This is a genomic window from Cupriavidus sp. PB-02, assembly GCF_058252315.1.
Genome location: NZ_CM177695.1, coordinates 2153938 through 2179105 on the forward strand (window position 1 = coordinate 2153938; position 25168 = coordinate 2179105).

The following is a 25168-nucleotide window of genomic DNA, read 5'->3' on the forward strand; positions in this document are numbered from 1 at the left end:
GGTTCCCCTTATTCGGCCAGCGCCTGGGCCAGCACCGCCAGCGCTGCGTCGAACTGCGCCTGCGGGATGGTGAGCGGATAGAGGAAACGGATGACATTGCCGTAGGTGCCGCAGGTCAGCAGCACCAGGCCGGCTTCCAGCGCACGGGCCTGTACGCGTTTGGCATGCTCGGCGCTGGGCTGGCCCGTGGCCGGATCGCAGAATTCGGCAGCGATCATCGAACCCAGCCCGCGCACCTCGGCCACTGCGGGGCAGTGCTTGCGCTGTGCGAGCAAGTGATCGCGCAACTGGTTGCCAAGCTCGGCGGAGCGCTCGCACAGCCCTTCTTCCTCAATCACATCGATGACCGCGTGCGCCGCCGCCACCGCCAGCGGATTGCCGGCATAGGTGCCACCGAGGCCGCCTGGCAGCGGCGCATCCATGATCTGCGCGCGGCCGCAGACCGCCGACAGCGGCATGCCGCCGGCCAGGCTCTTGGCCATCGTGATCAGGTCCGGCTCGACGTCATAGTGCGACATCGCGAACATCTTGCCGGTGCGGCCAAAACCAGTCTGCACTTCATCGGCGATCAGCACGATGCCGTGCTGGTCACATACCGCCCGCAAGCCCTGCATGAAATCGGACGGCGCCGCCTGGAAGCCGCCTTCGCCTTGCACCGGCTCAACGATGATCGCGGCCACGCGCCCCGGGTCGATATCGGTCTTGAACAGGCTGTCCAGCGCCTGCAGCGCCCGCTCGGTGCTGACGCCGTGCAGCGCGCTGGGAAACGGCGCGTGGTAGATGTCGGACGGGAACGGGCCGAACCCGACCTTGTACGGCGCCACCTTGCCAGTCAGCGCCATGCCCAGCAACGTGCGGCCATGGAAGGCGCCCGAGAAGGCGATCACGCCCGGGCGGCCGGTATGCGCACGGGCGATCTTGATGGCATTTTCCACGGCTTCGGCGCCGGTGGTGAACAGGGCCGTCTTGTTCAGGCCCTGGATCGGCACCATCGCGTTGATGCGCTCGGCCAGCGCGACATAGCTCTGGTAGGGCACGATCTGGTAGGCGGTATGCGTGAAACGCTCCAGCTGCGCGGTGATGGCCTGCATCACGCGCGGATGGCGGTGGCCCGTATTGAGCACGGCGATGCCGGCGGCGAAGTCGGTGTAGGCACGGCCTTCTACGTCCCACAGCGTGGCGTTCTCCGCGCGGTCGGCATAGAAATCGCACATCACGCCCACGCCGCGCGGCGTCGCGAGGGTTCGGCGTTGGTTCAGTTCGAGGTTTTTCATGGTCATTGTGCGGTAAGGGCTGTCGGCACCAGCCGACTCGCGAAACGGGCACCGCCGGCAGCAGCAAGCGATGCCAGCCATTTCATCCGGCTTTGGCCCTATAATCCAGTACCGCTTACGCAAATCCGATGGTGCCAATTTGAAATCGATCTGCGGCGACCTGCTGCTCCAGCGCCTGGGCCCCGAAGGCCCGGCGGCGCTGGGCAAGCCGCTCAACCGGGGCCTCTACGAATGCATCCGCGGCGCGATTCAGGACGGCAGCCTCGCGCCGGCCACTCGCCTGCCGCCGCAACGCGACCTTGCCGCCGAACTGGGGCTGTCGCGCAATACGGTGATGTTTGCCTACGACCAGCTGCTGGCAGAGGGTTACCTGTACGCGCGCACCGGCAGTGGCACCTTCGTTGCCGCCACCGCGCCGGAGAGTTACCTGAATGCCGCCGCCGTCCCGGCGACCGAGGTCGGGCCGCAGGCCATGCCCGGGCTGTCGCCGCGCGGACAGCGGCTGATCGCCAACGCCTCGGCTTCGCCCACGCAATGGGGGGCGTTCATGCCGGGCGTGCCCGACGTGACGCGCTTCCCGCACCGGCGCTATGCCCAGATCGCGGCCCGCCTGTGGCGCCAGCCGCGGCCGGAATGGCTGAGCTATGGCCATGGTGGCGGGCTGCCGGCGCTGCGCGAAGCGGTGGCGACGCATTTGCGGGTGGCGCGCTCGGTGCGCTGCGATCCCGACCAGGTGCTGATCACCGAGGGCATACACCAGGCCATCGACCTGGTGGTGAGGATGCTGGGCTCGCCCGGTGACCAGGCGTGGGTGGAAGAGCCCAGCTATTGGGGCATTCGCGGCGTGCTGCAGGTCAGCGATATCGGCATGGTGCCGAAGCCGGTGGACGACGAGGGCCTGACGCTGCCCGACAGCGAGACCGGCAAGGAGACGCCTGCGCCGCGCTTTATCTTCGTCACGCCCTCGCACCAGTACCCGCTCGGCGCCGTGATGAGCCTGAAGCGCCGGCGCGCGCTGCTGGAATACGCCCGCCAGCGCGGCAGCTGGATCGTGGAAGACGACTACGACAGCGAATTCCGCTTCTCCGGACAGCCGATTCCGTCGTTGCAGGGCATGGAGCCGGATGCGCCGGTGATCTATATCGGCACCTTCAGCAAGACGCTCTATCCGGGCTTGCGCATGGGCTACCTGGTGCTGCCGCGCAGCCTGGCCGGCGCCTTCCAGACCGCGCACGCCGAGCTGTACCGGGCCGGCCACCTGATGACGCAGGCAACTGTCGCCGAATTCATGCAGGCCGGTGACTATGCCGCCCACATCCGTCGCATGCGGCCGCTGTATGCCAGGCGGCGGGCCATCCTGGCCGCGTTGATCGAGCGCTACCTCGGCCCCGGTGCGCTGCACGAGCACGGCAGCAACGCCGGCCTGCACCTGGTGCTGCGGCTGCCCGACGATGCCGACGACGTGGCCATCACCGCTGCCGCCCGGGCGCGCGGCATCGTGGTGCGGCCGCTGTCGCGCTATTTCATTGGCGATGCCGTGCAGCAAGGCCTGCTGTTGGGGTACGCCTGCGTGCCGGAGGAGGACATCGCGCCAGCCTTCGACAGGCTGCTCGGCTGCCTGCCGCGCGGCGGCACGGCGAAGTCTCCAAATTGACGCGATGCAAGGCGGCCGGCGCAGCCTTGCTACAATCCAGTCGCATACAGAACGGCAGATACCATGGGCTTTGAAAAACTGGCAGCACTGAAAGAACAACTGGCGAAGAAGGCACAGGCCGAGTCAAAGGCAGGGGCACAGCGCAAGAAGAATCCGCGCGCTGACACGCCCGCGAAACCGGTCGATCCGGTGGTGCATTCCATTGCCCGGCTGCAGAAGCACTTTCCCAAGGCCTTTCCGAAGAACCCCGCCCCCAAAGTGCCGCTCAAGGTCGGCACGTTTGAGGATCTCAGGCAGCATGCGACGGCGCTTGCCTTGACCGAGGAGGAATTGCGCGAAGCGATTCGTACCTGGTGCAAAGGGACACGCTATTGGTCTTGCCTGGTTGAAGGGGCCAAACGGGTAGACCTGGACGGGCAGGAGGCTGGCGTCGTCAGCCAGACGGATGCGAAGCGGGCGCAGCAACTAAAGGCCCGTCGGCCTAAGAGCGCCCCGTCCGGGCAAGGCGCCCGCTCCGGGCAAGGCACTCAAGCGCCGACCTGATACCCTCCCGACAGCGCGTTCACCAGGCCATCGAACACCAGGCGAATGCGTGGCGGAACGGGCCCACGCTGCGGACGATAGACAAAGAGGTCCCATGGCTCCGGCGCGTACTTCTGCAGCACCGGCACCAACCTGCCGGCGGCAATATGCTCGTCCGCCAGAATCGCCGCGAGTTGGCCGAAGGCCAGTCCTGACAGCACCGCATCGCGCTCGGCCTCGGAATCGTTGCTGGTGAAGGCAGGGGCCGAGGGCGTGTACTGCTGGCCCCGCGCGAACCACCAGGGCCACGGCCGCCCCGTCGTGACGTCCTGCATCACGGTGGTGGGCAGTGTCTCCAGATCCTGGATCTGCCTTGGCCGGCCGAGCCGGTCGATCAATGCCGGTGCGCCCACCACGTGGAAGGCATGCGTCGCCACCTTGCGCACCACAAAACGGCTGTCGCGCACGAAACCGAAGCGCACGCCAATATCGATCCGCCCATCCACCACATCCGCCGGCACGTCGCTGAGGTCCAGCTCGATGCGCAGCCCGGCATGCCGGAGCGCGAGCCCGGCCAGCGTAGGCAGAACGCCGATGCGGCCCAGCGCCTTGGGCGCCGTTACCCGGACCACACCCGTGAAGTCGGGGCCTTCCGGATCACTACGTGGCGCGAACAGCGCGTCAAGCTGCATGACGCCGTCGCGCGCCCGGGCGGCCAGTTGCTCGCCGAACGCCGTAATGCGGATCTGGCGTGTGTTCCGGTGGAACAGCAATTCGCCCTGGATGCGCTCCAGCTCCTGGACGGCGCGCGTGACCGCCTGTGGCGAGATGCCGAGTCGGATCGCCGCGTGCTTGAAGCTGCCAGCTTCCGCTGCGGTCACGAAGATGCGCAGCATCTCAAGGCGATTGAGCATGGCGTTTCGATTCCAGTTTCAGGAATTCTGAAATCTTAACATTTCCATTTTCTGCAAGCGCCAGTCCGCCGATACTCGCTTCATCGCATCAACGATCCTTTGAAAGGAGATGACATGAGCACGAATATCGAAGGCAAGGTAGTCGTCATTACGGGCGCCAGCAGCGGGCTTGGCGAAACCACGGCGCGTTACCTGGCGGCGCGTGGTGCGTCGGTGGTCCTGGCAGCGCGCCGGGCGGACCGGCTGGCCACCATCGCGGAAGAAATCCGCGCCGCGGGTGGCAAGGTGGAAGTGGTGCCCACCGACGTGACGCGCCAGGAGGACGTGCGCACGCTGATCGACACCGCCGTGCGCGTATTCGGCAAGCTCGATGTGCTGATCAATAACGCGGGCCTGATGTCCATCGCACCGCTGAGCGAGACGAAGGTCGACGAATGGGACCGCATGATCGACATCAACATCAAGGGCGTGCTCTATGGCATCGCCGCGGCGCTGCCGGTATTCCAGCGGCAGGGCAGCGGCCACTTCATCAACATCGCTTCCGTCGCGGGCATCAAGGTATTCAGCCCGGGCGGCACGGTCTACAGCGGCACCAAGTTTGCGGTGCGGGCCATCTCGGAAGGGCTGCGCCATGAAGTGGGCGGCGCGATTCGCACCACCACCATCGAGCCGGGCGCGGTCGACTCCGAACTGAAGCTGGGCAGCAGCCACGAGGCCAGCGCGCAGTTCGTGAAGGACTTCTACCAGATCGCGATTCCGTCAGAGGCTGTGGCGCGCGCCATCGCCTACGCGATCGAGCAGCCGGCAGACGTGGATATCAACGAAATCGTGCTGCGTCCGACGGTACAGGAGTTCTGAGCGTCCAAGGACCACAAGCCCCGCACGAACGGCGCGTTATCGCGCCGTTTGCGTGAGCCCCATGAGTTCAGCCTGATCGGCGATCCAATCCCGGTCGACGGCAAGCTCATGGTGGCAGGCGGGACAAAGCAACGGCAGTGGCAGCTTTCCGGAGACCAGATCCTGAAGGGTCTCCGAATGCACATGACCGCACACCGTGCAGGTAAGGAAGATAGGCACGGGAGGTTTCATTTCGCCTCTACGCAAGCGCCCGGCGCTTTGGCAACGGCCCGTCTTCCCGTTCCTTGCACGGCGGAAGCAGGGCCATGGCCTCCTCCAGCCGCTGGACCAACGCGGACCTTGCCGGCTGCAACGGCAGCCGTGTTTCCGCGGAAATCTCGCCGGAAAGCGCGAGCGCCGCCTTCACCGGCGCCGGATTGGGTTCTGAGAACATCAAGGCAATCAGTGGCGCGAGCCGGGCGAACAAGGCGCGGGCGGCGTCGACATGGCCGGTTTGCGACAGATGCAGCAGGCGCACGAAGAGATCGGGGCGGATATGCGACGACGCCGCGATGACTCCGGCACCGCCGCCAAGCAGATGATCCAGCATGGCGGCGTCCTCGCCACACATCACGGTGGCCTGCGGATCGTCAGAAAGCGCGGCGAGGTTGCCGCTGTCGCACTCTTTCACCGCGGCGATGCGCGGATGGGCAAGCAGAGATCGGATCAGCGCGGGCGACATCTCGCATCCGGTCCGCTTCGGGACGTTGTACAGCATCAGCGGGCGGCCCGTAACACGCGCCACTTCGTTGAAATGCCAGGTGATGCCCTCATCGGACGGGCGCAGGTAGTAAGGAGGCGGCACCAGGTAGCCAGCCAGGTCGAAGGCATCGAGTTCGGCAACCTGCGCGCAGACTGTGCGCGTATCCACCGCGCCCACGCCGGCCATCACCGGCAGTTCGCCATGAACGGCCTCGAGCACGGCTGCCGTGAAGGCTTGCCGTTCATGGCTCGCAAGCAGGCTTCCCTCGCCCGTCGTGCCGAGGATGACCAGCCCGTTCACGCCTGCCTCGGCATAGCGCTCGGCCAGCCTGGCGGCTGCCGGCAGGTCGAGCGCCCCGGCGCGCATCGGCGTGACCATGGGCACCCAGATGCCCCACGGCGACGTCCGGAGGCCCGCATCGATGCCGACCCAGGCGCGGACGGCGGCACCGGAGAAACTCTCCTCATCAGTGCGCCACATGCTTACTCTCCCAAGGCTGTGGTGGTCCCGAACTCCGCGGCCGGCAAAGCCATCATGATGGCGTGCATGGCGGCGTCGCGGTCGCCGCGAGCCAGATCCACTTGCATCGTGGTTTGCCCGTGCCGGTAGTCCACCTTGACCACATAGGCGCGCGCAAGCTCGCCCAGTGCCCGGTGCATGGTCTGCCGCAGCGCGAACACATCGATGGAGGCCACGGCAAGGCGCAGCCGGATGCGGCATGGCGCCTGCAGCGGAACCGTCCGCAGTGCGGTCACGGTGCCTTCGCCACTATGCAAGGCGGTACGTCGGGGAACGGTGTCAACGGCCAGGCTTGACTGTCGCATGATTCGGTGGACCCTCGCGGTAGCGGGTCGCGTGTTGGACATGGCTTTATGCTAGCCAGCGCCGTCTAAATTTGATGCAAGGATATGGGGCCGGGGTGTTAAATCGGCATCAAAACCGGCGGCGCTGGCAAGGCTCACGCGCTCAGAACGTCTTCGTCAGCGAAGCCCAGGCCGTGCCACGCCCCATGTAGCGGCCCTTGGCATTGGTGTACACGGCCTTGTCGGCGTTGGTGTCAATGTAGGCCACCGCCAGCGAGAAGCCCTTGCCCAGGTCCTTCGTCAGGCCGATCTTCCAGTCCACATACGATGCATTGGCTACCTGCACCTTCTGGTAGCCCACATGCGTATTCAGCGTCAGGTCCCAGAAGTTCAACGGCACGTTGGCCGACAGGTCGATGTACCAGCTGTGCTTGCTGTCAGCGAAGCCGAAGAGATTGGTTGGCGCATAGGAGTACTTCAAAGTCACCGGACCATAGCCCAGGCCTGCGTACACCTCGGTGGTATATGGCCGCGTGTAGCTGGCCGGATAGTCGCCCGGGTAGTAGTACTGCAGCACCCCGATGTCGTAGCTCCAGTCTCCGCCGAACGTGCTCTTGTAGCCCCCGTAGAAATCCATTTCGATCGGTGCCGACACCTCGGCATTGCTGTCGCCCAGCCAGCTGATGCTCGAGTTCCAGTTGCCGAGGTAGAAGCCGCTCGAATGGCTGTAGTCGAAACCGCCCTGGATCGCGGGCCGGCGATTTGTCTGCATCAGGCCACGGTAGCGATAATCGGTGGCCACGGAGACATTGGCCGTGAACGTATGCGCCGACGTCTCTGCGTCTGGCTGGGATTGGGCCATGGCGGGCATGGCGGCGAACGTGAAGAGAGCGGGGACGGAACACGCAAGCAGCGCGGCGGTCTGGCGCAGTACAGGCATTTTTGTTGTGGCGGAAGTTGATGGAATCCCGTTACGACGGGCATCGCCACGATATGGATTTACGCCTAAAAACGGTATCAAAACCCGCCGTGCCGCCATCCAAATACGGTAAAGATCCGCAATCCGAATCACCCGGCAAAACGGTAACCCAGCCCGATTTCGGTCAGCAAATGGGCCGGCTGGGCTGGGTCCGCTTCAAGCTTGTGCCGCAAATGTCCCATGTACACGCGCAGGTACTGGCTGCTCTCGGACTGCGCAGGTCCCCACACCTCACGCAGCAGTTCACGGTGTGTCATGACCTTGCCGCGGTGGGCAATCAGCACCGCCAGCAGGCGATACTCGATCGGGGTCAGGTGCACGGACTCTCCGGAGCGGGTGACCACACGGTTCGCCAGGTCGACCTGGACGTCCCCGAACGTGACATGGTGGGTGCCGTGGGCATTGGCCCTGGCATGCCGGCGCAGCAGCACGCGCACGCGCGCCACCAGCTCGCCGACGCCGAATGGCTTGGTCAGGTAGTCGTCCGCCCCGGCATCCAGCGCGCCGATCTTGTCGGCTTCCCCGCTGCGCGCGGATAGTACGAGGATCGGCACCTCGGTCCACGTGCGCATTTCACGGATCAGCTGCACGCCATCGCCGTCCGGCAACCCCAGGTCGAGTATGACAAGGTCGGGCTGCCGCGTACCCGATTCGATCAGTCCGCGCTTGAGCGTTTCCGCCTCGTGCACGGTGCAGCCTTCCGACTCCAGCGTCGCGCGGACAAAGCGCCGGATATGGGGCTCGTCCTCCACCAGCAGGATCGTCGGGGAAAAATCGAATGGCATGAACTCTCTCTAGTCAGCGTTGCGGTGTTTCGTGTTGCGTATATCGATACTAGCCCACAGGCTCAGGCTCCAGGGCCGGCGGATTGCCGCGCGGCAATGCCACCATGAAGCGCGCGCCCGCCTGCCCGCGCGGGCGCTCCGGCCGCTGCGCCGGCTCCACCCAGATGCGGCCGCCATGGGCCTGGACGATGGCCTCGCAGACGGCGAGGCCAAGCCCGACGCCCGCGGTCGCGGACTCGCGCTCGCCGCGGGTGAATTTCTCGAAGATCTGCCGCTCCTTGCCGCCCGGCACACCCGGGCCGTCATCCTCGACCGCGATCCTGATTTCAGCATCGACCGGCGCCGCCCACAAGCGGATCTCGGTTCCCGCCGGCGTGTACTTGGCAGCATTCTCCAGCAGGTTGCACAGCACGCGCTCCATCAGCACGGCGTCGCATTCCACCAGGGGCACGCCGGACAGATCGGCGACGACGACGCGATGGCGCACCAGCGCGTCGCGCATGGCAGCGAGGCTGGCGCCGACGAGCTCCTCCACCGACTGCCACTCCATACTCGTGCGGACATCGCGGCTCTGCAGCCTGGCCATATCGAGCAGATTGACCACCATCGTCCGCATCCGCCTTGCCTGCTCCAGCATGGCGGCTACCGTCTCGTCCAGCGGGGGTGCCAGTGCGGGCACACTGCGCTGCATGGTCTCGGCCATGCCTATGAGGCTCGTCAACGGGGTTCGCAGGTCGTGCGAAACGGCTGCCAACAAGGAACTGCGCAGGCGCTCCGACTCCATCGACAGCAGCGCCTGCTGTGCCACGTCGACGTAGTGCAAGCGTTCGATGGCGATCGCGATCAGCGTGCAGAACACGTCGACCTGCCGCCGCAGCGCGGGTTGCGCAAAGGCGTGCGCGGCCGCGGGCTCCACCGCCAGGACGCCACGCGTCTGCATCGGCGCCTTCAACGGCACGTACAGCACGGTGCTGCCGGGCAAGGTATGGGTGCCGGTGCCCGCCGGCTGGCCATGAGCGAAGACCCACTCCGCCAGCACGCGGTCGATCGAGTCGGTTCGGGCCGCCGTGTCTTGTTGCGCGGCATCCGACACCGGCGCCAGCAAGCGCCCGTCGGGTGAAACCAGGAAGAAGGCCGAGTTGGCATCGAACGCCGCGCGCAGGAACCGGCTGCCGATCGAGACGATCTGGTCCGGCATCAACGCCGCGGACAGCTCCCGGGCCAGCTCGTACAGCGTGCGCGCATCTTCCTCGCGCTGGACGGCCACCTGCGCCTGTTCGCGCATGCCAGCCATCAGCTGCCCGATGACCAGGCCCACGGAAAGCAGTACCAGGAAGGTCAGCAGATACTGCACGTCGCTGACGGCGAATGACAGCCGCGGCGGCACGAAGAAGAAGTCGAAAGCGGCCACGGCCAGCACCGAAGCCAACGCCGAAGGTCCGCGCCCATGGCGCAGCGCCACCCCGACCACCGCCACAAGGAACAGCATGGCAATGTTGACGACGTCAAACCAGGGAAACGCCAGCGCCGACAGCGCGGTGGCGCCCGCGCACCATACCACTGCCCACAGGTAGTCTTTGCGGGTCGCACCGTCGGTGGCCTGCTGCGCCTCCGGCGCTTCGGCGGCATGGCGCGGCCGGATATCGGCCCGGGTCGTGTCGGCCGCCACGCGGATGATATCGATCTCCGGGCAGCCGAGCGCCAGCGCATCGGCAAAACTGCGGCGCCCGAACAGCCACGCCGGGGCACTGACAAACGGCGACAGGGCGCGCTCGAGGAGCGAACGCGCCCGCTCGGCAACGGACGCGCCGCCCCGGCGCCAGTCTGCCGGCGCGCGACCGATCACCACCTTGGTCAGGTTATGGCGACGCACATACCCGACCACAGCCTGGACCATGTCATTGCCAGCCAGTGTCTCGGTGCGCGCGCCCAGTTCTTCGGCAAGGCGCATTGCCGTCTGCAGGCGCAGCTTCGCCGCATTGGATGGCGGCGCCAGTCTCGGTGTAGCGATGGTCACCACGTGCCAGTCGCAATCGAGCTGGCCGGCCAGCCGCCGCGCGCTCTTGACGACCTGCTCCGCATCGTCGCCGCTGCCGATGCAGGCGAGCACGGCCTCGCGCGTGCGCCAGACCGACTGCACGGATTCAGACTGGCGCCATGCCCGGACATCGTCGTCGACGCGGTCCGCCGTCCGACGCAACGCCAGCTCGCGCAGCGCGATCAGGTTGCCTTTGCGAAAGAAATTGCGCGCCGCGTGCCGCGCCTGCTCCGGCAGGTAGACCTTGCCCTCCTTCAGCCGGTGCAGCAGTTCATCGGCGGGCAGGTCCACCAGCACGACTTCGTCCGCGCTGTCGAAAACAATGTCCGGCACCGTTTCCCACACGCGAATGCCGGTGATGCCCCCAACCGCTTGGTTCAGGCTATCCAGGTGCTGCACATTGACCGTGGTCCAGACGTCGATGCCGGCCGCCTGCAACTCCTGTATATCCTGCCACCGCTTGGGATGACGGCACCCCGGCGCATTGGAATGTGCAAGCTCGTCAACCAGGATCAGCGTGGGATGGCGGGCCAGCGCTCCATCCAGGTCGAATTCCTTGAGCACCCGGTCGCGATATGGCACCTCCTTCATCGGCAGCCGCTCGACGCCGGCGACCAGCGCCTCGGTCTCCGCGCGGCCGTGGGTCTCGACGATGCCAATGACGACATCCGTGCCCTGCGCCGACGCCGCCCGCGCCGCGGTAAGCATGGCAAAGGTCTTGCCTACCCCGGCCGAAGCGCCAAAGTAGACCCGCAGCCTGCCGCGCGCTGCACGCTCCCCTTCGGCCTGGACCATCTGGAGCAGCGCATCGGGATCGGGCCGCCCGGCGGCTTCGCGGAATTCGGCATCAGGCATGGGAAGGCTCGCTCCCGGTCAGGGCTGCATGCATGGCGCTGCCGTCATCGTCTTCATCGCTTCGGCGCAATGCCGTCCAGCGCCAGGTTCAGCTTCAGGACATTGACCCCCGGCTCGCCCAGAACCGGCAGCAGCGGCGCCTCGGTATGCGCGGCGATCAGCTGCTTCACCTGTTCGACGGGAATCCCGCGGATGCGGGCCACGCGCGCCGCCTGGTATTCGGCCGCGGCGGGACTGATATGCGGATCGAGGCCGCTACCGGATGCCGTGGCCAGGTCCACGGGTACCGGCGCCTGGTTGTCCGGATCGGCGGCGTGCAGCGCGTCGATGCGCGCGCGGGCCGTGTCGGTCAGCGCCGGGTTGGTGGGGCCCAGGTTCGAGCCGACCGACGCCGCAGGGTTATACGGCATGGGCGCCGTCGCCGACAACCGGCCCCAGAAGTACTTCGGGTCGGAGAACGGCTGGCCGATGAGTTCGGAGCCGATGGGCTTGCCGTCCTTCTCGATCAGCGAGCCCCCTGCCTGGTGCGGGAACACGACTTTCGAAATCGCGGTAATCACGCCCGGATACAACAGGCCGGTCAACAGCGACAGCGCGACGAACACCACCAGCATCGGCCTCGCAAGGCCCGCCTGCACGGGTTGCGGTGCGGGCTGGGGAGATTGCACTTGGGTAATCATGAGAACTCCGAATCGTAGGGAAATCAGATCCAGCCAAACAGCGCAAGGACCATGTCGATCAACTTGATGCCGGCAAACGGCACCAGGATGCCGCCAAGACCGTAGATCAGCAGGTTGCGGCGCAGCAGCACCGCCGCACCCAACGGCCGGTAGACAACGCCCTTGAGCGCGAGCGGAATCAGCACGACGATGATCAGCGCATTGAAGATCACGGCAGACATGATGGCCGAGGCCGGCGTGGCAAGCCCCATCACATTCAGCAGGTTGAGCTGCGGATACGTGGTGGCAAATGCCGCCGGGATGATGGCGAAATACTTGGCGATGTCGTTGGCAACGCTGAAGGTTGTCAGCGAGCCGCGCGTCATCAGCATCTGCTTGCCGATCTCGACGATCTCGATCAGCTTGGTCGGGTTGCTGTCCAGGTCCACCATGTTGCCGGCTTCCTTGGCCGCCTGCGTGCCGCTGTTCATCGCCACGGCGACGTCGGCCTGGGCCAGCGCCGGCGCATCGTTAGTGCCGTCGCCGGTCATCGCCACCAGTCGCCCGTCGGTCTGGTACTGGCGGATCAGCTTGAGCTTGGCTTCCGGCGTGGCCTCGGCCAGGAAGTCATCGACGCCGGCTTCCGCGGCGATCGAGGCTGCGGTCAGGCGGTTGTCGCCGGTGATCATCACGGTCTTGATGCCCATCTTGCGCAGCTCGCCAAAGCGCTCGCGGATGCCGGTCTTGACGATGTCCTTCAGCTCGATCACGCCCAGCACACGCACATCGTCACCCCGGGCGTCAGCCACCACCAGCGGCGTGCTGCCGACGCGCGCCACCTCATCCACGGCCTGCAATACGGCATCCGGGTACTTGCCGGCGCGCTCGGTGACGTAGCGGCGCACGGCATCCGCTGCGCCCTTGCGTACGTGGCGTTCGCCGCCATTGCCCAGGTCGACGCCGCTCATGCGGGTCTGGGCCGTGAACGGTACGAACTCCGGCTTCAGTTTGGCCATCTCCGGCGCCGCCAACCCCGGCTGCTGCCGGGCGAGCGTGACGATGCTGCGGCCTTCCGGGGTCTCGTCGGCCAGCGACGACAGCCAGGCCGCTTCCGCGAGCTGCAGCAGCGACACGCCCGGTGCCGGGATAAAGCGCGATGCCTGGCGGTTGCCGTGGGTGATCGTGCCGGTCTTGTCGAGCAGCAGCACATCCACGTCACCGGCGGCTTCGACGGCACGGCCCGACGTTGCGATCACGTTCGCTTCCATCATCCGGCTCATGCCAGCGACACCGATTGCCGACAGCAGGCCGCCGATGGTGGTCGGGATCAGGCAGACCAGCAGCGCCACCAGCACGGTGATCGTCACCGGCACGCCAGCCTTGGTCACCAGCACGCTGTAGAGCGAGAACGGCTGCAGCGTGGCCGTGGCCAGCAGCAGTACGAGGGTCAGGCCGACCAGCAGGATCGTCAGGGCCAGCTCGTTCGGGGTCTTCTGCCGCTTGGCGCCTTCGACCATCGTGATCATGCGGTCGATGAAGCTCTCGCCCGGGTTGGTCGTGATGCGTACTACGATCCAGTCGGACAGCACGCGCGTGCCGCCGGTCACGGACGAGAAATCGCCGCCGGACTCGCGGATCACCGGTGCCGATTCGCCCGTGATCGCGCTTTCGTCGACCGAGGCCACGCCGTCGATCACTTCCCCGTCCCCAGGGATCATGTCGCCGGCTTCCACCAGCACGACGTCGCCACGGCGCAGCGCCGTGGCCGCACGGGCCTCCGTGGCACTGCCACGCTTGCCTTCCTTCAGCACGCGCGCGGTGACGGTCGTCTTCAGGCCGCGCAGCGCCTCGGCCTGCTGCTTGCTCCGCCCTTCCGCCAATGCCTCGGCAAAGTTGGCGAACAGCACCGTAAACCACAGCCAGACCGATACCGCCAGGATGAAGCCCGCGCTCTCGCCGCCAGGGGCAGCCGCGGGCGCGAACATCGCCCGCAGGAAGAGGATGGTCGTCAGGATGCTGCCGACGTAGACCACGAACATCACCGGGTTGCGCAACTGGTCCCGCGGCGATAGTTTCCTGAGGGCCGCAACGAGCGCAGGCTTCACCAGTTCCGGCGCGAACATGCTGCGCGCCGGCGGGCGATGCGGATGATGATGCGTGCCGCGTTGCTGGCCGGAGACCGGCGCGACCTTGGCAGGAAGCGTGTTGGAGGAAGCAGCGTCCGGCGTCTTGCCGCCGCGCTTGGCCGATGGGGCCATCGAATCATGTTGCATGGTTTCTCCGCAATCCGCTGGAAACGCCCGGCACCTCGCCTGTGAGGCAGTGCAGGTACCGGACGTGTACGAATGCTCGATATCTCTTCGTCAGTAGTCGCCTTACTTCGCCGCGGTTGCCATCACCGCGCCCTGGAGCTGCTCGGCAACCGGCCCGAGCGCCAGTGCCGGCACATAGGTGAGCGCGCCGACCATCAGTACCGTCCCCACCAGCAGCACGACAAACAACGGGCCGTGCGTCGGCATCGTGCCGCCGCTGGGCGGCACGCGCTTCTTGGCCGCGAGCGAGCCCGCCAGCGCAAGGACCGGGATGATGATCCAGAACCGGCCGAACCACATGGCCGCCGCCAGCAGCGTGTTGTAGAACGGCGTGTTGGCAGAGAGGCCCGCAAAGGCGCTGCCGTTGTTATTGGCCGCCGACGAGAGCGCATAAAGGATCTCCGAGAAGCCGTGCGTGCCGGGATTGAAGACGCCCGCGCGCCCTGCTTCGGCCATGACCGCCACCGAGGTGCCGAGCAGCACCAGCAGCGGCGTGACCAGGATCGCCACGGCAGTCATCTTCATTTCGTAGGCTTCGATCTTCTTGCCGAGGTACTCCGGCGTGCGGCCGATCATCAGGCCGGCGATGAAGACAGCGAGCACTGCATAGACCAGCATGCCGTACAGCCCCGAGCCGACCCCGCCGAACACCACTTCGCCCAGTTGCATCAGCAGCATCGGCACCAGCCCGCCAATGGCGGTGAACGAGTCATGCATCGCATTGACCGCGCCGCACGATGCCGCGGTCGTGATGGTGGCGAACAGCGCCGACGCCGCAATGCCGAAGCGCGTTTCCTTGCCTTCCATATTGCCGCCCGCCTGCAACAGGGAGCTGGCATGGTCGACCGGCAAGCCGGACAGCGCAGGATTGGCCATCTGCTCGGACATTGCGGCGACGCAAGCCATGGCGACAAAGATCACTGTCATGGAAGCCAGCACCGCCACCCCCTGTCGCCTGTCCCCCACCATCTCGCCGAAAGTGAAGCACAGGGCCGCCGGGATCAGGAAGATCGCCAGCATCTGGATAAAGTTGGCCAGGGCATTCGGGTTCTCGAACGGATGCGCCGAGTTGGCATTGAAGAAGCCGCCGCCGTTGGTGCCCAGCATCTTGATGGCCTCTTGCGAGGCGACCGGACCCATGGCCAGCGTCTGCTTGTCCGTCTTCAGGTCTTCCGTCACCGGCTTGCCCTGTGCATCGAGCACCGGCTGCCCGGCGGCATCGACCTTGGGCTGGGTGTATTCGACTGGCGTGACGAGGCTGACTTCCTTGTAGGCATCGAAATTCTGGATCACGCCCTGGCTGACCAGTGCCAGCGCGATCACCGTCGAAATCGGCACCAGGACATACAGGGTGATCCGGGTCATATCGACCCAGAAGTTGCCGATTGTGGCCGCGCTCTGGCGCGCGAAGCCGCGGATCAGCGCGAAGACCACGGCGATGCCGGTCGCGGCGGACAGGAAATTCTGCACGGTGAGTGCGAGCATCTGCATCAGATAGCCCATGGTCGACTCGCCGGCATAGCCCTGCCAGTTCGTATTACTGACAAAGCTGATGGCCGTGTTGAAGGCCGAGTCTGGCGTGACCGCGCCGAAGCCTTGCGGATTCAGCGGCAGCATGCCCTGCAGGCGCTGCAGCGCATAGACCGCCACAACCCCAAGCAGGTTGAACGCCAGGACGGCGATGGTGTACTGCTTCCACCCCATCTCGGTATCGGCACGCACGCCGCCCAGGCGATACAGCAGCCGCTCCAGCGGACGGCCCCAGACAGTCAGCGAATAGTTGCCGTCCTCCACCGCACGCCGGAGATAGCGTCCGAGAAATGGAGCGCACGCCAGCAGGATGGCGAGATAGAGGACCAGCAGGCCCACGAATTGGGAGGACATCAGAATTTCTCCGGCCGGAACAGCGCGATGAGTAGATAAATGAAAATGGCGGCCGCCAACACACCGCTCAACAGATCGGTCCAGCTCATCACAAGCCCCTGTCCGATGCGCTGTTCTTTGCCGACAGCTGGTTATGCGAACCGCCGTGCCCGTTGCCCGCCGGAGATTGCGGGGCAAGCACCGCGCACAGCCCCAGCAGGGCCGCGCTCAGCACGGCGAAGCCTATCAATACGATCAGAAAGATCCCGTCCATGACAAAACACCCTTGAGTGGTTTCGGCTTGGAGCTTAGCGACGGGGTAGTAAAAACAGGGTAGAAAGGTGAGCGGCGCGTATAAAGAACGCATAAAGATCGGCGTGGATGGGGCTGGGAAGCGGACGACAAGTCACACTCCAGCCGCTTTTGCCGCGATGATCCGTCGCTGCGGGCTCGCCGAAATCGGCTTGGCGCTGATGGCTGCAGAGCAGGCATCCATGCGCCTTGCTGGCTCGCCCGCTGCCCCTTTATCGGATCTTTATGCGCTACCGCCATATCTTGATGCGAGGTAAACACGAACTCGCATACGCTGGCTGCATCGGAATTGCTGCCCCGACAAATCGTCGCCGCGGCACCGCTACCAGTGTTGAACCGCAATGATCAAGCTTCTTGTCGCTGTTGACGGCTCAGACAGTTCGTTATGGGCTGTCAGGCATGCCGCGTTCCTCTATAGAGAGGGCAGCATTTCGCAGGTCTTGCTGCTTAACGTGCAAGCCCCGATTGAGCAGGGCCGCGCCCGCGCCTATCATTCCCTTGCCCGGTTGCGGGAGCGGGAACGCAGCGAAGGCGAAGCCGCGCTGGCATGTGCGGGAGAAATCCTTGACGATTCCGGCGTGGATTATGTGGCGCAGATTGGCATCGGCTCGCCGGCGACTACAATTTTGACCGCTGCACAGGTGTGCCAATGCGATGGCATTGTGTTGGGCCTGTCAGCCTGGTCGCGCTTCCTGGCCCTTGCAGGCGCCGGTATTCCGGCGCAGCTCATGCGACGCTCGCGGGTACCCGTTACGCTGGTCAATGCTCCGCACGCCCACCTCCCCCTCCGAGTTCAAGGTGTATCGGCCCCGAGCCAGTCGTGCACGCCCTGCTCTTGTCGTCTACCCGGCGGCATTGCAGCCCCGCACCGCTGAGACGGTTACCCTCTGTGAGTCTCCCGTCAGGGGCTACCAGCTCGGCGAAGCCCGGCCGGAAGCGGTCGCTCGCTAAATTGCTCTCCCGACCGTCCGGAAGGGGCGGAGCTCCTATGGCACCCGATTACACAGAGGCATCCCGTTTCGCCAGCCACGCAGGTTGTCGAGGAAGATGCCAAGCACGCGCGCCGCGTTGCCATCGGAGAACCCGGCACTGTGCGGCGTAGCGATGACGTTTGGCATCGCCCAGAGCGGCGAATCCGCATCCAGCGGCTCGTGTGCAAACACGTCCAGGTAGGCGCCCGCGAGGCGGCCGTCGTGCAGCGCCGCGATCAACGCGCCTTCGTCCACCACCTCGCCGCGGGCGATATTGACCAGGCGCGCACCGGCAGGGAGCAGCGCGAGCGCCTGCGCGCCGACCAGCCCGCGCGTGCGGTCCGTCAGCGGGCAAGCCAGGATCAGCCAGTCCGTGCGCGGCAGTACATCCAGCAGGTCGTCCACCCCGACACAGGCGATGTCATCCCCCGTGGGTGTGGCGCGCTGCCGCACCGCCACCACCTTCAGGCCGAGCAGCTTCAGCACCGTGCCCAGCCGCTGCCCGATCGGGCCCCAGCCGACGATCGTGGCCGTCTGCCCTTGCAGGTCCCGCGGCAGGCCGGAACCGATCAGCGGCGCCCAGCGGCGTTCGCGCTGGGCGGCGAGCAATTGCGGGAAATGGCGAGCCAGCGCCAGCACCCCTGCCAGCGCGGTTTGCGCCACGACCGCCGCGTTGGCGCCGGACGACGTGCTCACCTCTACCCCGCGCCCGCGCAACTGGCCGAACACGGCGCGATCGGCCCCGGCCGAATGGGTGTGCACCCAGCGCAGCGACGGCGCCTGCAGCATGGCGTCGTAGAAGCGCCGGGTGGCGGCGTGGATCTCGTGCTTGGTGGAAAGGCCCGTCACATCGCGCGACACGAAGGCGACGTCGGCATCGACCTGGCCCGCATCGTCAACGGACGGCGCCAGCACCGGCTGCCAGGTGCCCGCCGCCGCGCCGATGGCCTCGCCATGCTGGCGCAGCGCCGGCTCCGACAACAAGATGCGCAGCGGTGCCGCGCCCGGCTGATCAGTCGTCATGCCGCCCTCACTCGACGGTGGCGCCGGTCGCCTGCACCACGGCCTTCCACTTGACGTACTCCTTGCGCGTGAACTGCCCGAACTGGTCAGGCGAGCCGCCCACCGGGTCGGCGCCCTCGCGGATCATCTGAGCCTGCAGCGACGGCAGCGCCTCGTTCACCGCCTTGTTCAGCCTGGCGATGACGGGTGCCGGCGTGCCTTTCGGCGCGAAGAAGCCGAACCACGAACCCGCCTCGAAGCCGGGGAAGCCCTTCTCGGCAACGGTCGGCAGGTTTGGCAGCGAGCGGGAACGCTGGGCGCTGGTGACCGCCAGGGCCCGCAGCTTGCCCGCCTGGATATGCGACATCACCGACGGAATGGTGGCAAACATGAACTGCACGCGCCCCGACAACAGGTCGTTGAGCGCGTTCGCGCCCTTGTATGGCACGTGGATGGCCGGCGCGCCGCTGCGCTCGGTCAGCATGAAGCCCGACAGATGCGACGAGGTGCCCACGCCGGTCGAACTGTAGTTCAGCTTGCCCGGGTTGGCCTTGAGGTAGCCGACGAACGCCTCAAAGGTCTTCACCGGCAGCGACGGGTGGACCACCAGCACGTTGGGCACGTCAGCGATCTGCACCACCGGCACGAGGTCCGTAAGCGGATCGTAGCCGAGGTTCTTGTAGAGCGTCTGGTTGATGGAAATGGGCCCGACCGAGTTGACCAGAAGCGTGTAGCCATCCGCCGGCGCGCGCACCACGTATTCGGTGCCGATGTTGCCGCCCGCGCCAGGCTTGTTCTCCACCACGAACGACTGCTTCAGCTGCTGGCCGAGCTTCTGGCTCACGCTGCGCGCCAGCATGTCGGTGGTACCGCCGGCGGTAAAGGCCACCACCACGCGCACCGGCCTGTCGGGATACGGGTCGGCGGCGTGGGCGGCGAGGCTGGCTGCGGCCAGCGCCAGGGTGGCGGCGAGCCGGGCCGGCCAGCGTCGGAATGCGAAGCGGGGCATGGGGTGTGTCTCCTCTCGTGGTGCGGCGGTGCTCCGGTGGTTGGCCGCCGTCTGTTGTGGTGGGAATGGAAGCCGCGATCAGGCCGCAGGAAAGCCGTACAGCCGGGCCGGATTGCTGACCAGCACACGCTCGCTGGCAGCCGTATCCGGCAGCCAGCGCGCCAGCAGGTTGAACAGCACGCCGTCGTCCGGCACCTGTGCGGACTCGTAGTAGTTGATGTGCGGCCAGTCGGAGCCCCATACCACCTGCCCGGGATTGGCGGCCAGCAGCGCGGCGACGAACGGATCGACCTCGCAATATGGCGCCCCGGCCGGTTGCAGGCGGTCGGCGCCGGAAATCTTGGTCCACGCGGCGCCCTCCGCCAGCAGCGCGCACAGTGCACGGAAACCGGGATCGTCCACGCCGCGCGAAGTCGCCATGCGGCCCATGTGGTCGATGACCAGCGGCACGCCGAGCGCCTTCAGGCGCGGGCCGAGTTCGACCAGGTCCGGCGCGTGAATCCAGATCTGCGCATGCCAGCCGCGCTCGGCCAGACGGGGCGCCAGCGCCCCCAGCACGTCGAGCCCCACGCCGTTGCGGTACACCGCATGGCCGCCGAGCTGGTACAGGTTGATGCGCACGCCGCGCACGCCGGCGTCGTGCCAGTCGTCCAGTTCGGCGTCCGTGGTGCCGGCAGCGGGCACGGCGATGCCGCGCAGGCGCGCCGGGTACCGGCGCAGCGCGTCGAGCACCACGCGGTTGTCGCTGCCGCTGGCGCTCGCCGTGACCAGCACGCCGCGCGTCAGGCCGAGTGCGTCCAGGTGGCCGATAAAGGCGTCGGCCGGATGCTCGGCCGGCGTGTAGCTGCGGTCCTCGGCCAGAGGAAAGCTGGCAAAGGGCCCGAATACGTGGGCATGGCTGTCGCAGGCGCCGTCCGGGGCGCGGAAGGCCGGCGGTGTCAGCGTATCTTGCGGGGGCAGGCAGGGTCGTGTCATGGGTGGTCTCTCCGTGGCTTATTCGGCAGCCTTCAGGCGGCCGGCCGCGGCGAGCGTTTGCGCACGGGCGTCTTCGCGCTGCAGCAAGGCGAGGAATTCCGCTGGGGTGGAACCCTTTGCCATGCTGCCCACGCTGAGCAGGCGGCTCTTGACGCTGCCTTCGGCCAGGGCCTTGCGCAGCGCGGCGTTGATGTCGCTGACCACCGCCACGGGCGTGCCGGCAGGAGCGAGCAGACCGGTGGCGGTAGTCGCCTCGAAGTTGGCGAGACCCGCCTCGCGCAGGGTCGGCACCGTGGGCAGCATGGCATCGCGCTCGCGCGACATCACCGCCAGGGCGCGCAGCGCGCCCGACTGGATATGCGGCGCCGAGCTGGACAGCTGGTCGACCACCAGGTCGATCTGGCCACCCATCAGGTCCACCAGCGCGGGCGCCGAACCCTTGTACGGCACCTCCGTCAGGCGGATGCCGGCCGCATCCTCCAGCTGCATGGTGGCCATGTGGTTGGTGGTGCCGGGTCCGGCGTGGCCCGCCGAAAGCTTGCCGGGATTGGCGCGGGCGAAGGCGAGCAGCGCGCCCACGTCCTTGAAGCGCGCGTCGCCGCCCTTCACCACCAGCACCAGCGCCGTGCTCGACACCAGCCCGACCGGGCTGAAGCTGGCCAGGCTGAAGCCGGTGCGCGTCATGCGCGGCAGCACGACAATGGCGTTGGGCGTGGTGACCAGCAGTGTGCTGCCGTCAGGCTCCGCACGCGACACCAGCGTGGCGCCGATCACGCCGCCGGCACCGGGCCGGTTGTCGACGATCACGTTGCGGCCGAGGCTGGCTTCCAGCGCCGGAACGATGGCACGCGCCACCACGTCGAGGTTGCCCCCGGGGGCGAACGGCACGACCAGCGTGACGGGCTTGCCGGCGCGCGCCAGCGCCGGCGACGACAGGACATAGGGGGCGGCGCCGAGCGCCAGCACTTGCGCCAGCATGCGTCTGCGATTCATTTGTCTCACTCCGTGGGGGCCTTCTTCTCTTTATCTTCTGTTGGTGCTGCAGGGGCAGCCAGCCGGGTCGTCAGTCCCGGAAGCTCGGGTCCATGCGGTCCAGCTTGCGCAGCAGCGCCGGCCACTCCATCACGCCATACGGGCGGCGCGTGCCGGGCTGGTAGTTGTTCCAGGTTTCCTGCAGCACATCCGCCGGCACCGCGTGCAGCGGCGTGCCGCACGACATCGCCGCCACTTGCGAGCGGCAGGCCAGCTCCAGCCGGTGCATCCAGTTGAAGGCCTCGCCCACGGTGCTGCCCACCGTCAGCGCGCCATGGTTGCGCAGGATCAGCGCCTCGCCTTTGCCGAGGTCCTCGATCAGCGAGGCCTGCTCGGCAGTGTCGAGCACCACGCCCTGGTACTCGTGGTAGCCGATCTTCAGGAAGCGCATGGCTGTCTGCGTGATCGGCAGCAAGCCGCATTCCAGCGACGACACCGCCATCGAGGCCCAGCTATGGGTGTGGATCACGCAGGCCACTTCCGGGCGGGCATGGTGGACGGCGCTGTGGATCACATAGCCGGCCTTGTTGATGCCGTAGTTGTGTTCCCCGAAATCCGGCTTCGACAGGATCTTGCCGTCGTGGTCGACCTTGATCAGGCAGCTCGCTGTGATCTCCTCATACATCATCCCATAGGGGTTGATCAGGAAGGCATCTTCCTCGTCGGGCACGCGCACGGAGATGTGGTTGGCCATCATGTCGGCCATGCCATACAGCTCCACCAGCCGGTAGCAGGCAGCAAGGTCCACGCGGGCCTGCCACTCGGCCTCACTGCACTGCTCGCGCATCGAAGGGATGTTCAGCACACCGGGTTTCCTCATGGTCGGGCTCCTTTGTCTTTTGTCCTGGGACTTTTCAGTCCGAGCCGAGGGTCAGTCCGCTCGGCTTGCGTTTTTCGATATTGAATTTGAGCAACGCCGCGCTGCGATAGATGCCGTGCGCGAACTTGCCATAGGGCAGCGTCGCGAACAGCGCCATCACCACACCGAGGTGGATGGCAAGCAGCGTCGCCATGGCCGCCGTCTCGCGCCACGCCAGCAAGGCCAGGCCGGTCGCACTGGTCAGCAGCAGCAGCGCGATGAAACCGCGGTCCATCGGACGCTGCTTCGTGTCGCCCTGCATCGGATGCCGCCGCAGGTTCAGCCACAACAAGCCCGCGGGACCAATCAGCAGGCCCACGCCCCCGGCAATGCCGAGCAGCACCGGCAGGCTGAGCACCGGATACGGCGCATGCCAGCCCAGCAGATAGTGATAAGCCGTCGCCACGGTCGTGGACGCAAAGCACAGCATGAAGCCGTAGAACGTGAAATGGTGGAAACGCCGCCGCGCCAGCGTGAAGCGGTCGTCCGCTTCATTGCAGCCTTCGCCGTGGCCGCCATCCAGGTACGAGAGCGTCAGCACGTTCTTCGTGGCTTCGGCAACGGCCGATGTCGACGCGGTACCCGCCGACACATCGCGCCAGAACCCACGTACCCCGATGCCGAGCGCAAGCACGGCAAAGCCGAACACCGCGCCGAACAGGCTCGCCAGCGTGTTGTGCGGGAACAACGCGTAGAAATTGCCGCCGGCATACTCGCGCCACAGCGGACCGCCCAGCACCACGGCCAGCACCAGGAACAGCGCCAGGCCAACCGCAAGCGCCACCGATACCGTCAGGCCGTTGCGCTGGTACAGCTTGCCCAGCGGGGCCGGCCAGGCATACTCGGTGTAGGTCTCCAGCCGCACCTTCGCCATGGCCTGCGGCACGTTGACGCCGAACTCGTGCGGCGGCGCGTACTGGCAGGCGTGATAGCAAGCGCCGCAGTTATGGCAGAGATTGGCCAGGTAGTTGACGTCAGCCTTGCCGAACTCCAGTCGCCGGGTCATGGCCGGGAACACGGCGCAGAATCCTTCGCAATAGCGGCACGCATTGCAGATCTGCATCTGGCGCGCCACTTCGGCCTCGTTGTCGGTCAGCGGCAGCACCCGGATCGGGATCGCCTTGCGTCCGCCCGCTTCACCAGACGCACCACCGGACTCGGCGGCGAGATCGCGGGCTTCGCGCGCCAGGGCCTCAAGCTGCTTCACGTTGTACTCCTTGCTTCTGTTGCGCGGCGGCCTTTGCCGCTTCCGTGCCCGCAATGCGCCCGAACGCCGTGCCGATGGACATGCCCACGCCGGCCGTATAGCCCTTGCCGAGCACATTGCCCGCCATCATTTCGCCGGCGACGAAGAGGTTGTCGCTGGGCTGGCCGTTAAAATGCACGGCGGCATGCTCATTCACCTTCAGGCCGAGGTAGGTAAACGTGATCCCCGGCCGCAGCGCGTAGCCGTAGAACGGTGCGGTGTCGAGCGGCCGGGCCCAGTGAGTCTTGGCCGGCGACAAGCCCTCGGTGTGGCAGTCGTCGAGCGCCGTGTGGTCGAAGGTACCGGTGCGGCACGCTGCGTTATATTCGGCAATACTGTCCACGAACGCCTGCTCCGGCAGGCCGAGCTTGCGGGCCAGCTCAGGCAGCGTCTGGGCCGTCGTGCCCGGAAAGACGGGCGGCATGAAGCGGCCTACTGCCTTGGCGTCAATGATCGAGTAAGCGATCTGCTCCGGTTGCTGGGCGACGAGGCGGCCCCAGATGGCATACCGTTTCGGCCAGAAGTCCTCGCCTTCGTCATAGAAGCGTTGTGCGTCGCGGTTGACCACCACGCCCAGCGATACGCAGTCGATGCGCGTGCAGATGCCGCCGTCGTACAGCGGCGCGCGGGCGTCGATGGCCACGCAGTGCGACTGCGACGGATCGCCGATGGCGTCGGCGCCCGCGTCGATCATGTACTTCAGCAACACGCCCATATTGAAGCGCGTGCCTCGGATCAGGAAGTTGTCGGCCGGCCATTCGCCGCGCTCGTTCTGGCCCCAGGCGTTGCGCAGCCATTCGCGGTTGGACTCGAAGCCGCCGGCCGCCAGCACGCAGGCCCGCGCGGTGAAGCGCTGGTCGCCGCAGCGCGCGGCCGCGAAGCGCCCGTCCTTCAGTTCGATGGCATCCACCGGCGTTTCGTAGCGGATCTCCACGCCGAGCGCCTCGGCGCTGCGGTAGTAGGCATTGACCAGCGCCTTGCCCCCGCCCATGAAGAAGGCGTTGGTGCGCGCCACGTGCAGCGCGCCGGACAGCGGCGGCTGGAAGCGCACGCCATGCCGGCGCATCCACGGCCGGCACGTCGACGAGGCCCGGATCACCAGGCGCGCGAGCTTCTCGTTGGTAATGCCGCCCGTGACCTTGAGCAGGTCCTGCCAGTATTCCTCTTCCGGATAGCTGTCGACCAGTACGTCCTGTGGTGCATCGTGCATGCAGCGCAGGTTCCGGGTGTGCTGCGAATTGCCGCCGCGCCAGGCGCGCGGCGCGGCCTCCAGCAGCAATACGCTAGCCCCGGCCTCCCGCGCCATCAGCGCTGCGCATAACGCCGCGTTGCCGCCGCCCACTACAAGTACGTCCCACATCTGCACAGTCTCCGTTGTTGAGCGAGACTGTACGGGCGCCGCCTGCCCGCCGCCAGACGCTACCCATCAAGGGGTATTCACGCTTTGTGAAGGGTCGTAGCGAAACGTGGCAGCGACCGGCCCGAGGGTTTATGCTGATGTCCG

At 66.6% G+C, this 25168-nt stretch carries 23 protein-coding genes; 4 read left to right on the forward strand and 19 right to left on the reverse strand.

The window, feature by feature from the left end; genetic code table 11:
* Positions 1-8: 8 nt before the first annotated feature.
* Positions 9-1274: a 4-aminobutyrate--2-oxoglutarate transaminase gene (locus AC10V3_RS30545; RefSeq protein WP_041682165.1), complete on the reverse strand. Its 1266-nt coding sequence runs from the start codon at positions 1272-1274 to the stop codon at positions 9-11.
* Between the two features lie 139 nt (positions 1275-1413).
* Between AC10V3_RS30545 and pdxR the strand changes: the two genes are divergently transcribed.
* Together pdxR and AC10V3_RS30555 are read left to right on the forward strand one after the other, a co-directional pair.
* Positions 1414-2928: a MocR-like pyridoxine biosynthesis transcription factor PdxR gene (gene pdxR / locus AC10V3_RS30550; protein WP_041681822.1), complete on the forward strand. Its 1515-nt coding sequence runs from the start codon at positions 1414-1416 to the stop codon at positions 2926-2928.
* 63 nt (positions 2929-2991) lie between these two features.
* Entirely contained in the window at positions 2992-3471 is a 480-nt protein-coding gene (locus AC10V3_RS30555) for a ProQ/FinO family protein (RefSeq protein ID WP_022539124.1), read from the forward strand.
* Here AC10V3_RS30555 and AC10V3_RS30560 read toward each other — a convergent pair.
* The gene (locus tag AC10V3_RS30560; RefSeq protein ID WP_022539125.1) at positions 3456-4364 is read right to left on the reverse strand and encodes a LysR family transcriptional regulator; all 909 of its coding nucleotides are present in this window, start codon (positions 4362-4364) and stop codon (positions 3456-3458) included. The two genes, AC10V3_RS30555 and AC10V3_RS30560, sit on opposite strands and share 16 nt — an antisense overlap.
* 114 nt (positions 4365-4478) lie before the next feature.
* On the opposite strand from AC10V3_RS30560, the gene AC10V3_RS30565 reads away from it, so the two are divergent.
* Positions 4479-5222, forward strand: coding sequence for an SDR family oxidoreductase (locus AC10V3_RS30565; protein WP_022539126.1), 744 nt, complete (start codon positions 4479-4481; stop codon positions 5220-5222).
* Between the two features lie 238 nt (positions 5223-5460).
* On the opposite strand, the gene dapA is transcribed toward AC10V3_RS30565, so the two are convergent.
* The 10 genes from dapA to AC10V3_RS30615 all read right to left on the reverse strand — a co-directional run bounded on the left by dapA (position 5461) and on the right by AC10V3_RS30615 (position 16532).
* On the reverse strand, positions 5461-6444 hold the full coding sequence (dapA, locus tag AC10V3_RS30570; RefSeq protein WP_022539128.1) for a 4-hydroxy-tetrahydrodipicolinate synthase: 984 nt from the start codon (positions 6442-6444) through the stop codon (positions 5461-5463).
* A 2-nt stretch (positions 6445-6446) separates the two neighbouring features.
* On the reverse strand, positions 6447-6719 hold the full coding sequence (locus AC10V3_RS30575; protein WP_051369978.1) for a hypothetical protein: 273 nt from the start codon (positions 6717-6719) through the stop codon (positions 6447-6449).
* A 211-nt stretch (positions 6720-6930) separates the two neighbouring features.
* Entirely contained in the window at positions 6931-7707 is a 777-nt protein-coding gene (locus AC10V3_RS30580; RefSeq protein ID WP_022539130.1) for a TorF family putative porin, read from the reverse strand.
* 128 nt (positions 7708-7835) lie between these two features.
* Complete coding sequence (kdpE, locus tag AC10V3_RS30585) at positions 7836-8531, reverse strand: two-component system response regulator KdpE (RefSeq protein ID WP_022539131.1); 696 nt, start codon at positions 8529-8531, stop codon at positions 7836-7838.
* A gap of 49 nt (positions 8532-8580) precedes the next feature.
* A complete protein-coding gene (locus AC10V3_RS30590; RefSeq protein ID WP_490923870.1) occupies positions 8581-11424 on the reverse strand; it encodes a DUF4118 domain-containing protein in 2844 nt (947 codons plus the stop codon).
* Between the two features lie 53 nt (positions 11425-11477).
* Entirely contained in the window at positions 11478-12104 is a 627-nt protein-coding gene (kdpC, locus tag AC10V3_RS30595) for a potassium-transporting ATPase subunit KdpC (RefSeq protein WP_022539133.1), read from the reverse strand.
* Between the two features lie 23 nt (positions 12105-12127).
* A complete protein-coding gene (gene kdpB, locus AC10V3_RS30600) occupies positions 12128-14206 on the reverse strand; it encodes a potassium-transporting ATPase subunit KdpB (RefSeq protein WP_349607860.1) in 2079 nt (692 codons plus the stop codon).
* A 252-nt stretch (positions 14207-14458) separates the two neighbouring features.
* Entirely contained in the window at positions 14459-16279 is a 1821-nt protein-coding gene (gene kdpA, locus AC10V3_RS30605) for a potassium-transporting ATPase subunit KdpA (protein WP_022539135.1), read from the reverse strand.
* Positions 16279-16368, reverse strand: a complete 90-nt coding sequence (gene kdpF / locus AC10V3_RS30610; protein WP_022539136.1) for a K(+)-transporting ATPase subunit F — start codon at positions 16366-16368, stop codon at positions 16279-16281. Before kdpF ends, kdpA begins: the two co-directional genes overlap by 1 nt.
* Positions 16368-16532, reverse strand: coding sequence for a hypothetical protein (locus tag AC10V3_RS30615; RefSeq protein ID WP_022539137.1), 165 nt, complete (start codon positions 16530-16532; stop codon positions 16368-16370). The genes kdpF and AC10V3_RS30615 overlap by 1 nt, the downstream gene beginning before the upstream one ends.
* Positions 16533-16911: 379 nt before the next feature.
* Between AC10V3_RS30615 and AC10V3_RS30620 the strand changes: the two genes are divergently transcribed.
* Positions 16912-17445, forward strand: a complete 534-nt coding sequence (locus tag AC10V3_RS30620; RefSeq protein ID WP_022539138.1) for a universal stress protein — start codon at positions 16912-16914, stop codon at positions 17443-17445.
* Positions 17446-17556: 111 nt separating this feature from the next.
* Here the strand turns inward: AC10V3_RS30620 and AC10V3_RS30625 are convergent, their stop codons facing one another.
* The 7 genes from AC10V3_RS30625 to tcuA all read right to left on the reverse strand — a co-directional run bounded on the left by AC10V3_RS30625 (position 17557) and on the right by tcuA (position 25024).
* Positions 17557-18564, reverse strand: a complete 1008-nt coding sequence (locus AC10V3_RS30625; protein ID WP_022539139.1) for a D-2-hydroxyacid dehydrogenase — start codon at positions 18562-18564, stop codon at positions 17557-17559.
* A gap of 7 nt (positions 18565-18571) precedes the next feature.
* Positions 18572-19552, reverse strand: a complete 981-nt coding sequence (locus AC10V3_RS30630) for a Bug family tripartite tricarboxylate transporter substrate binding protein (protein WP_022539140.1) — start codon at positions 19550-19552, stop codon at positions 18572-18574.
* 78 nt (positions 19553-19630) lie between these two features.
* Positions 19631-20527 carry an amidohydrolase family protein gene (locus AC10V3_RS30635; protein ID WP_022539141.1) on the reverse strand — a complete coding sequence of 299 codons (897 nt, stop codon included), beginning with the start codon at positions 20525-20527 and terminating at the stop codon, positions 19631-19633.
* A gap of 18 nt (positions 20528-20545) precedes the next feature.
* Entirely contained in the window at positions 20546-21520 is a 975-nt protein-coding gene (locus AC10V3_RS30640) for a Bug family tripartite tricarboxylate transporter substrate binding protein (protein ID WP_041681824.1), read from the reverse strand.
* Positions 21521-21590: 70 nt separating this feature from the next.
* Positions 21591-22379, reverse strand: coding sequence for a class II aldolase/adducin family protein (locus AC10V3_RS30645; RefSeq protein ID WP_022539143.1), 789 nt, complete (start codon positions 22377-22379; stop codon positions 21591-21593).
* A 34-nt stretch (positions 22380-22413) separates the two neighbouring features.
* Positions 22414-23625 (reverse strand): tricarballylate utilization 4Fe-4S protein TcuB, encoded by a 1212-nt coding sequence (gene tcuB / locus AC10V3_RS30650; RefSeq protein ID WP_490923871.1) that lies wholly within the window; start codon positions 23623-23625, stop codon positions 22414-22416.
* Positions 23612-25024: an FAD-dependent tricarballylate dehydrogenase TcuA gene (gene tcuA / locus AC10V3_RS30655; RefSeq protein WP_022539145.1), complete on the reverse strand. Its 1413-nt coding sequence runs from the start codon at positions 25022-25024 to the stop codon at positions 23612-23614. Before tcuA ends, tcuB begins: the two co-directional genes overlap by 14 nt.
* Between the last annotated feature and the right edge of the window lie 144 nt (positions 25025-25168).

Bases quoted from the DNA above. Each gene is read 5' to 3' on its own strand.
- AC10V3_RS30625 (WP_022539139.1), bottom strand. From the start codon at position 18,564: ATGACGACTGATCAGCCGGGCGCGGCACCGCTGCGCATCTTGTTGTCG.
- AC10V3_RS30645 (WP_022539143.1), bottom strand. From the start codon at position 22,379: ATGAGGAAACCCGGTGTGCTGAACATCCCTTCGATGCGCGAGCAGTGC.
- AC10V3_RS30620 (WP_022539138.1), top strand. From the start codon at position 16,912: ATGATCAAGCTTCTTGTCGCTGTTGACGGCTCAGACAGTTCGTTATGG.
- kdpF (WP_022539136.1), bottom strand. From the start codon at position 16,368: ATGAGCTGGACCGATCTGTTGAGCGGTGTGTTGGCGGCCGCCATTTTC.
- kdpE (WP_022539131.1), bottom strand. From the start codon at position 8,531: ATGCCATTCGATTTTTCCCCGACGATCCTGCTGGTGGAGGACGAGCCC.
- kdpC (WP_022539133.1), bottom strand. From the start codon at position 12,104: ATGATTACCCAAGTGCAATCTCCCCAGCCCGCACCGCAACCCGTGCAG.
- AC10V3_RS30555 (WP_022539124.1), top strand. From the start codon at position 2,992: ATGGGCTTTGAAAAACTGGCAGCACTGAAAGAACAACTGGCGAAGAAG.
- AC10V3_RS30640 (WP_041681824.1), bottom strand. From the start codon at position 21,520: ATGAATCGCAGACGCATGCTGGCGCAAGTGCTGGCGCTCGGCGCCGCC.
- AC10V3_RS30545 (WP_041682165.1), bottom strand. From the start codon at position 1,274: ATGAAAAACCTCGAACTGAACCAACGCCGAACCCTCGCGACGCCGCGC.
- AC10V3_RS30630 (WP_022539140.1), bottom strand. From the start codon at position 19,552: ATGCCCCGCTTCGCATTCCGACGCTGGCCGGCCCGGCTCGCCGCCACC.
- AC10V3_RS30560 (WP_022539125.1), bottom strand. From the start codon at position 4,364: ATGCTCAATCGCCTTGAGATGCTGCGCATCTTCGTGACCGCAGCGGAA.
- AC10V3_RS30565 (WP_022539126.1), top strand. From the start codon at position 4,479: ATGAGCACGAATATCGAAGGCAAGGTAGTCGTCATTACGGGCGCCAGC.
- AC10V3_RS30580 (WP_022539130.1), bottom strand. From the start codon at position 7,707: ATGCCTGTACTGCGCCAGACCGCCGCGCTGCTTGCGTGTTCCGTCCCC.
- kdpA (WP_022539135.1), bottom strand. From the start codon at position 16,279: ATGTCCTCCCAATTCGTGGGCCTGCTGGTCCTCTATCTCGCCATCCTG.
- AC10V3_RS30615 (WP_022539137.1), bottom strand. From the start codon at position 16,532: ATGGACGGGATCTTTCTGATCGTATTGATAGGCTTCGCCGTGCTGAGC.
- AC10V3_RS30635 (WP_022539141.1), bottom strand. From the start codon at position 20,527: ATGACACGACCCTGCCTGCCCCCGCAAGATACGCTGACACCGCCGGCC.
- tcuA (WP_022539145.1), bottom strand. From the start codon at position 25,024: ATGTGGGACGTACTTGTAGTGGGCGGCGGCAACGCGGCGTTATGCGCA.
- kdpB (WP_349607860.1), bottom strand. From the start codon at position 14,206: ATGTTCGCGCCGGAACTGGTGAAGCCTGCGCTCGTTGCGGCCCTCAGG.
- AC10V3_RS30590 (WP_490923870.1), bottom strand. From the start codon at position 11,424: ATGCCTGATGCCGAATTCCGCGAAGCCGCCGGGCGGCCCGATCCCGAT.
- dapA (WP_022539128.1), bottom strand. From the start codon at position 6,444: ATGTGGCGCACTGATGAGGAGAGTTTCTCCGGTGCCGCCGTCCGCGCC.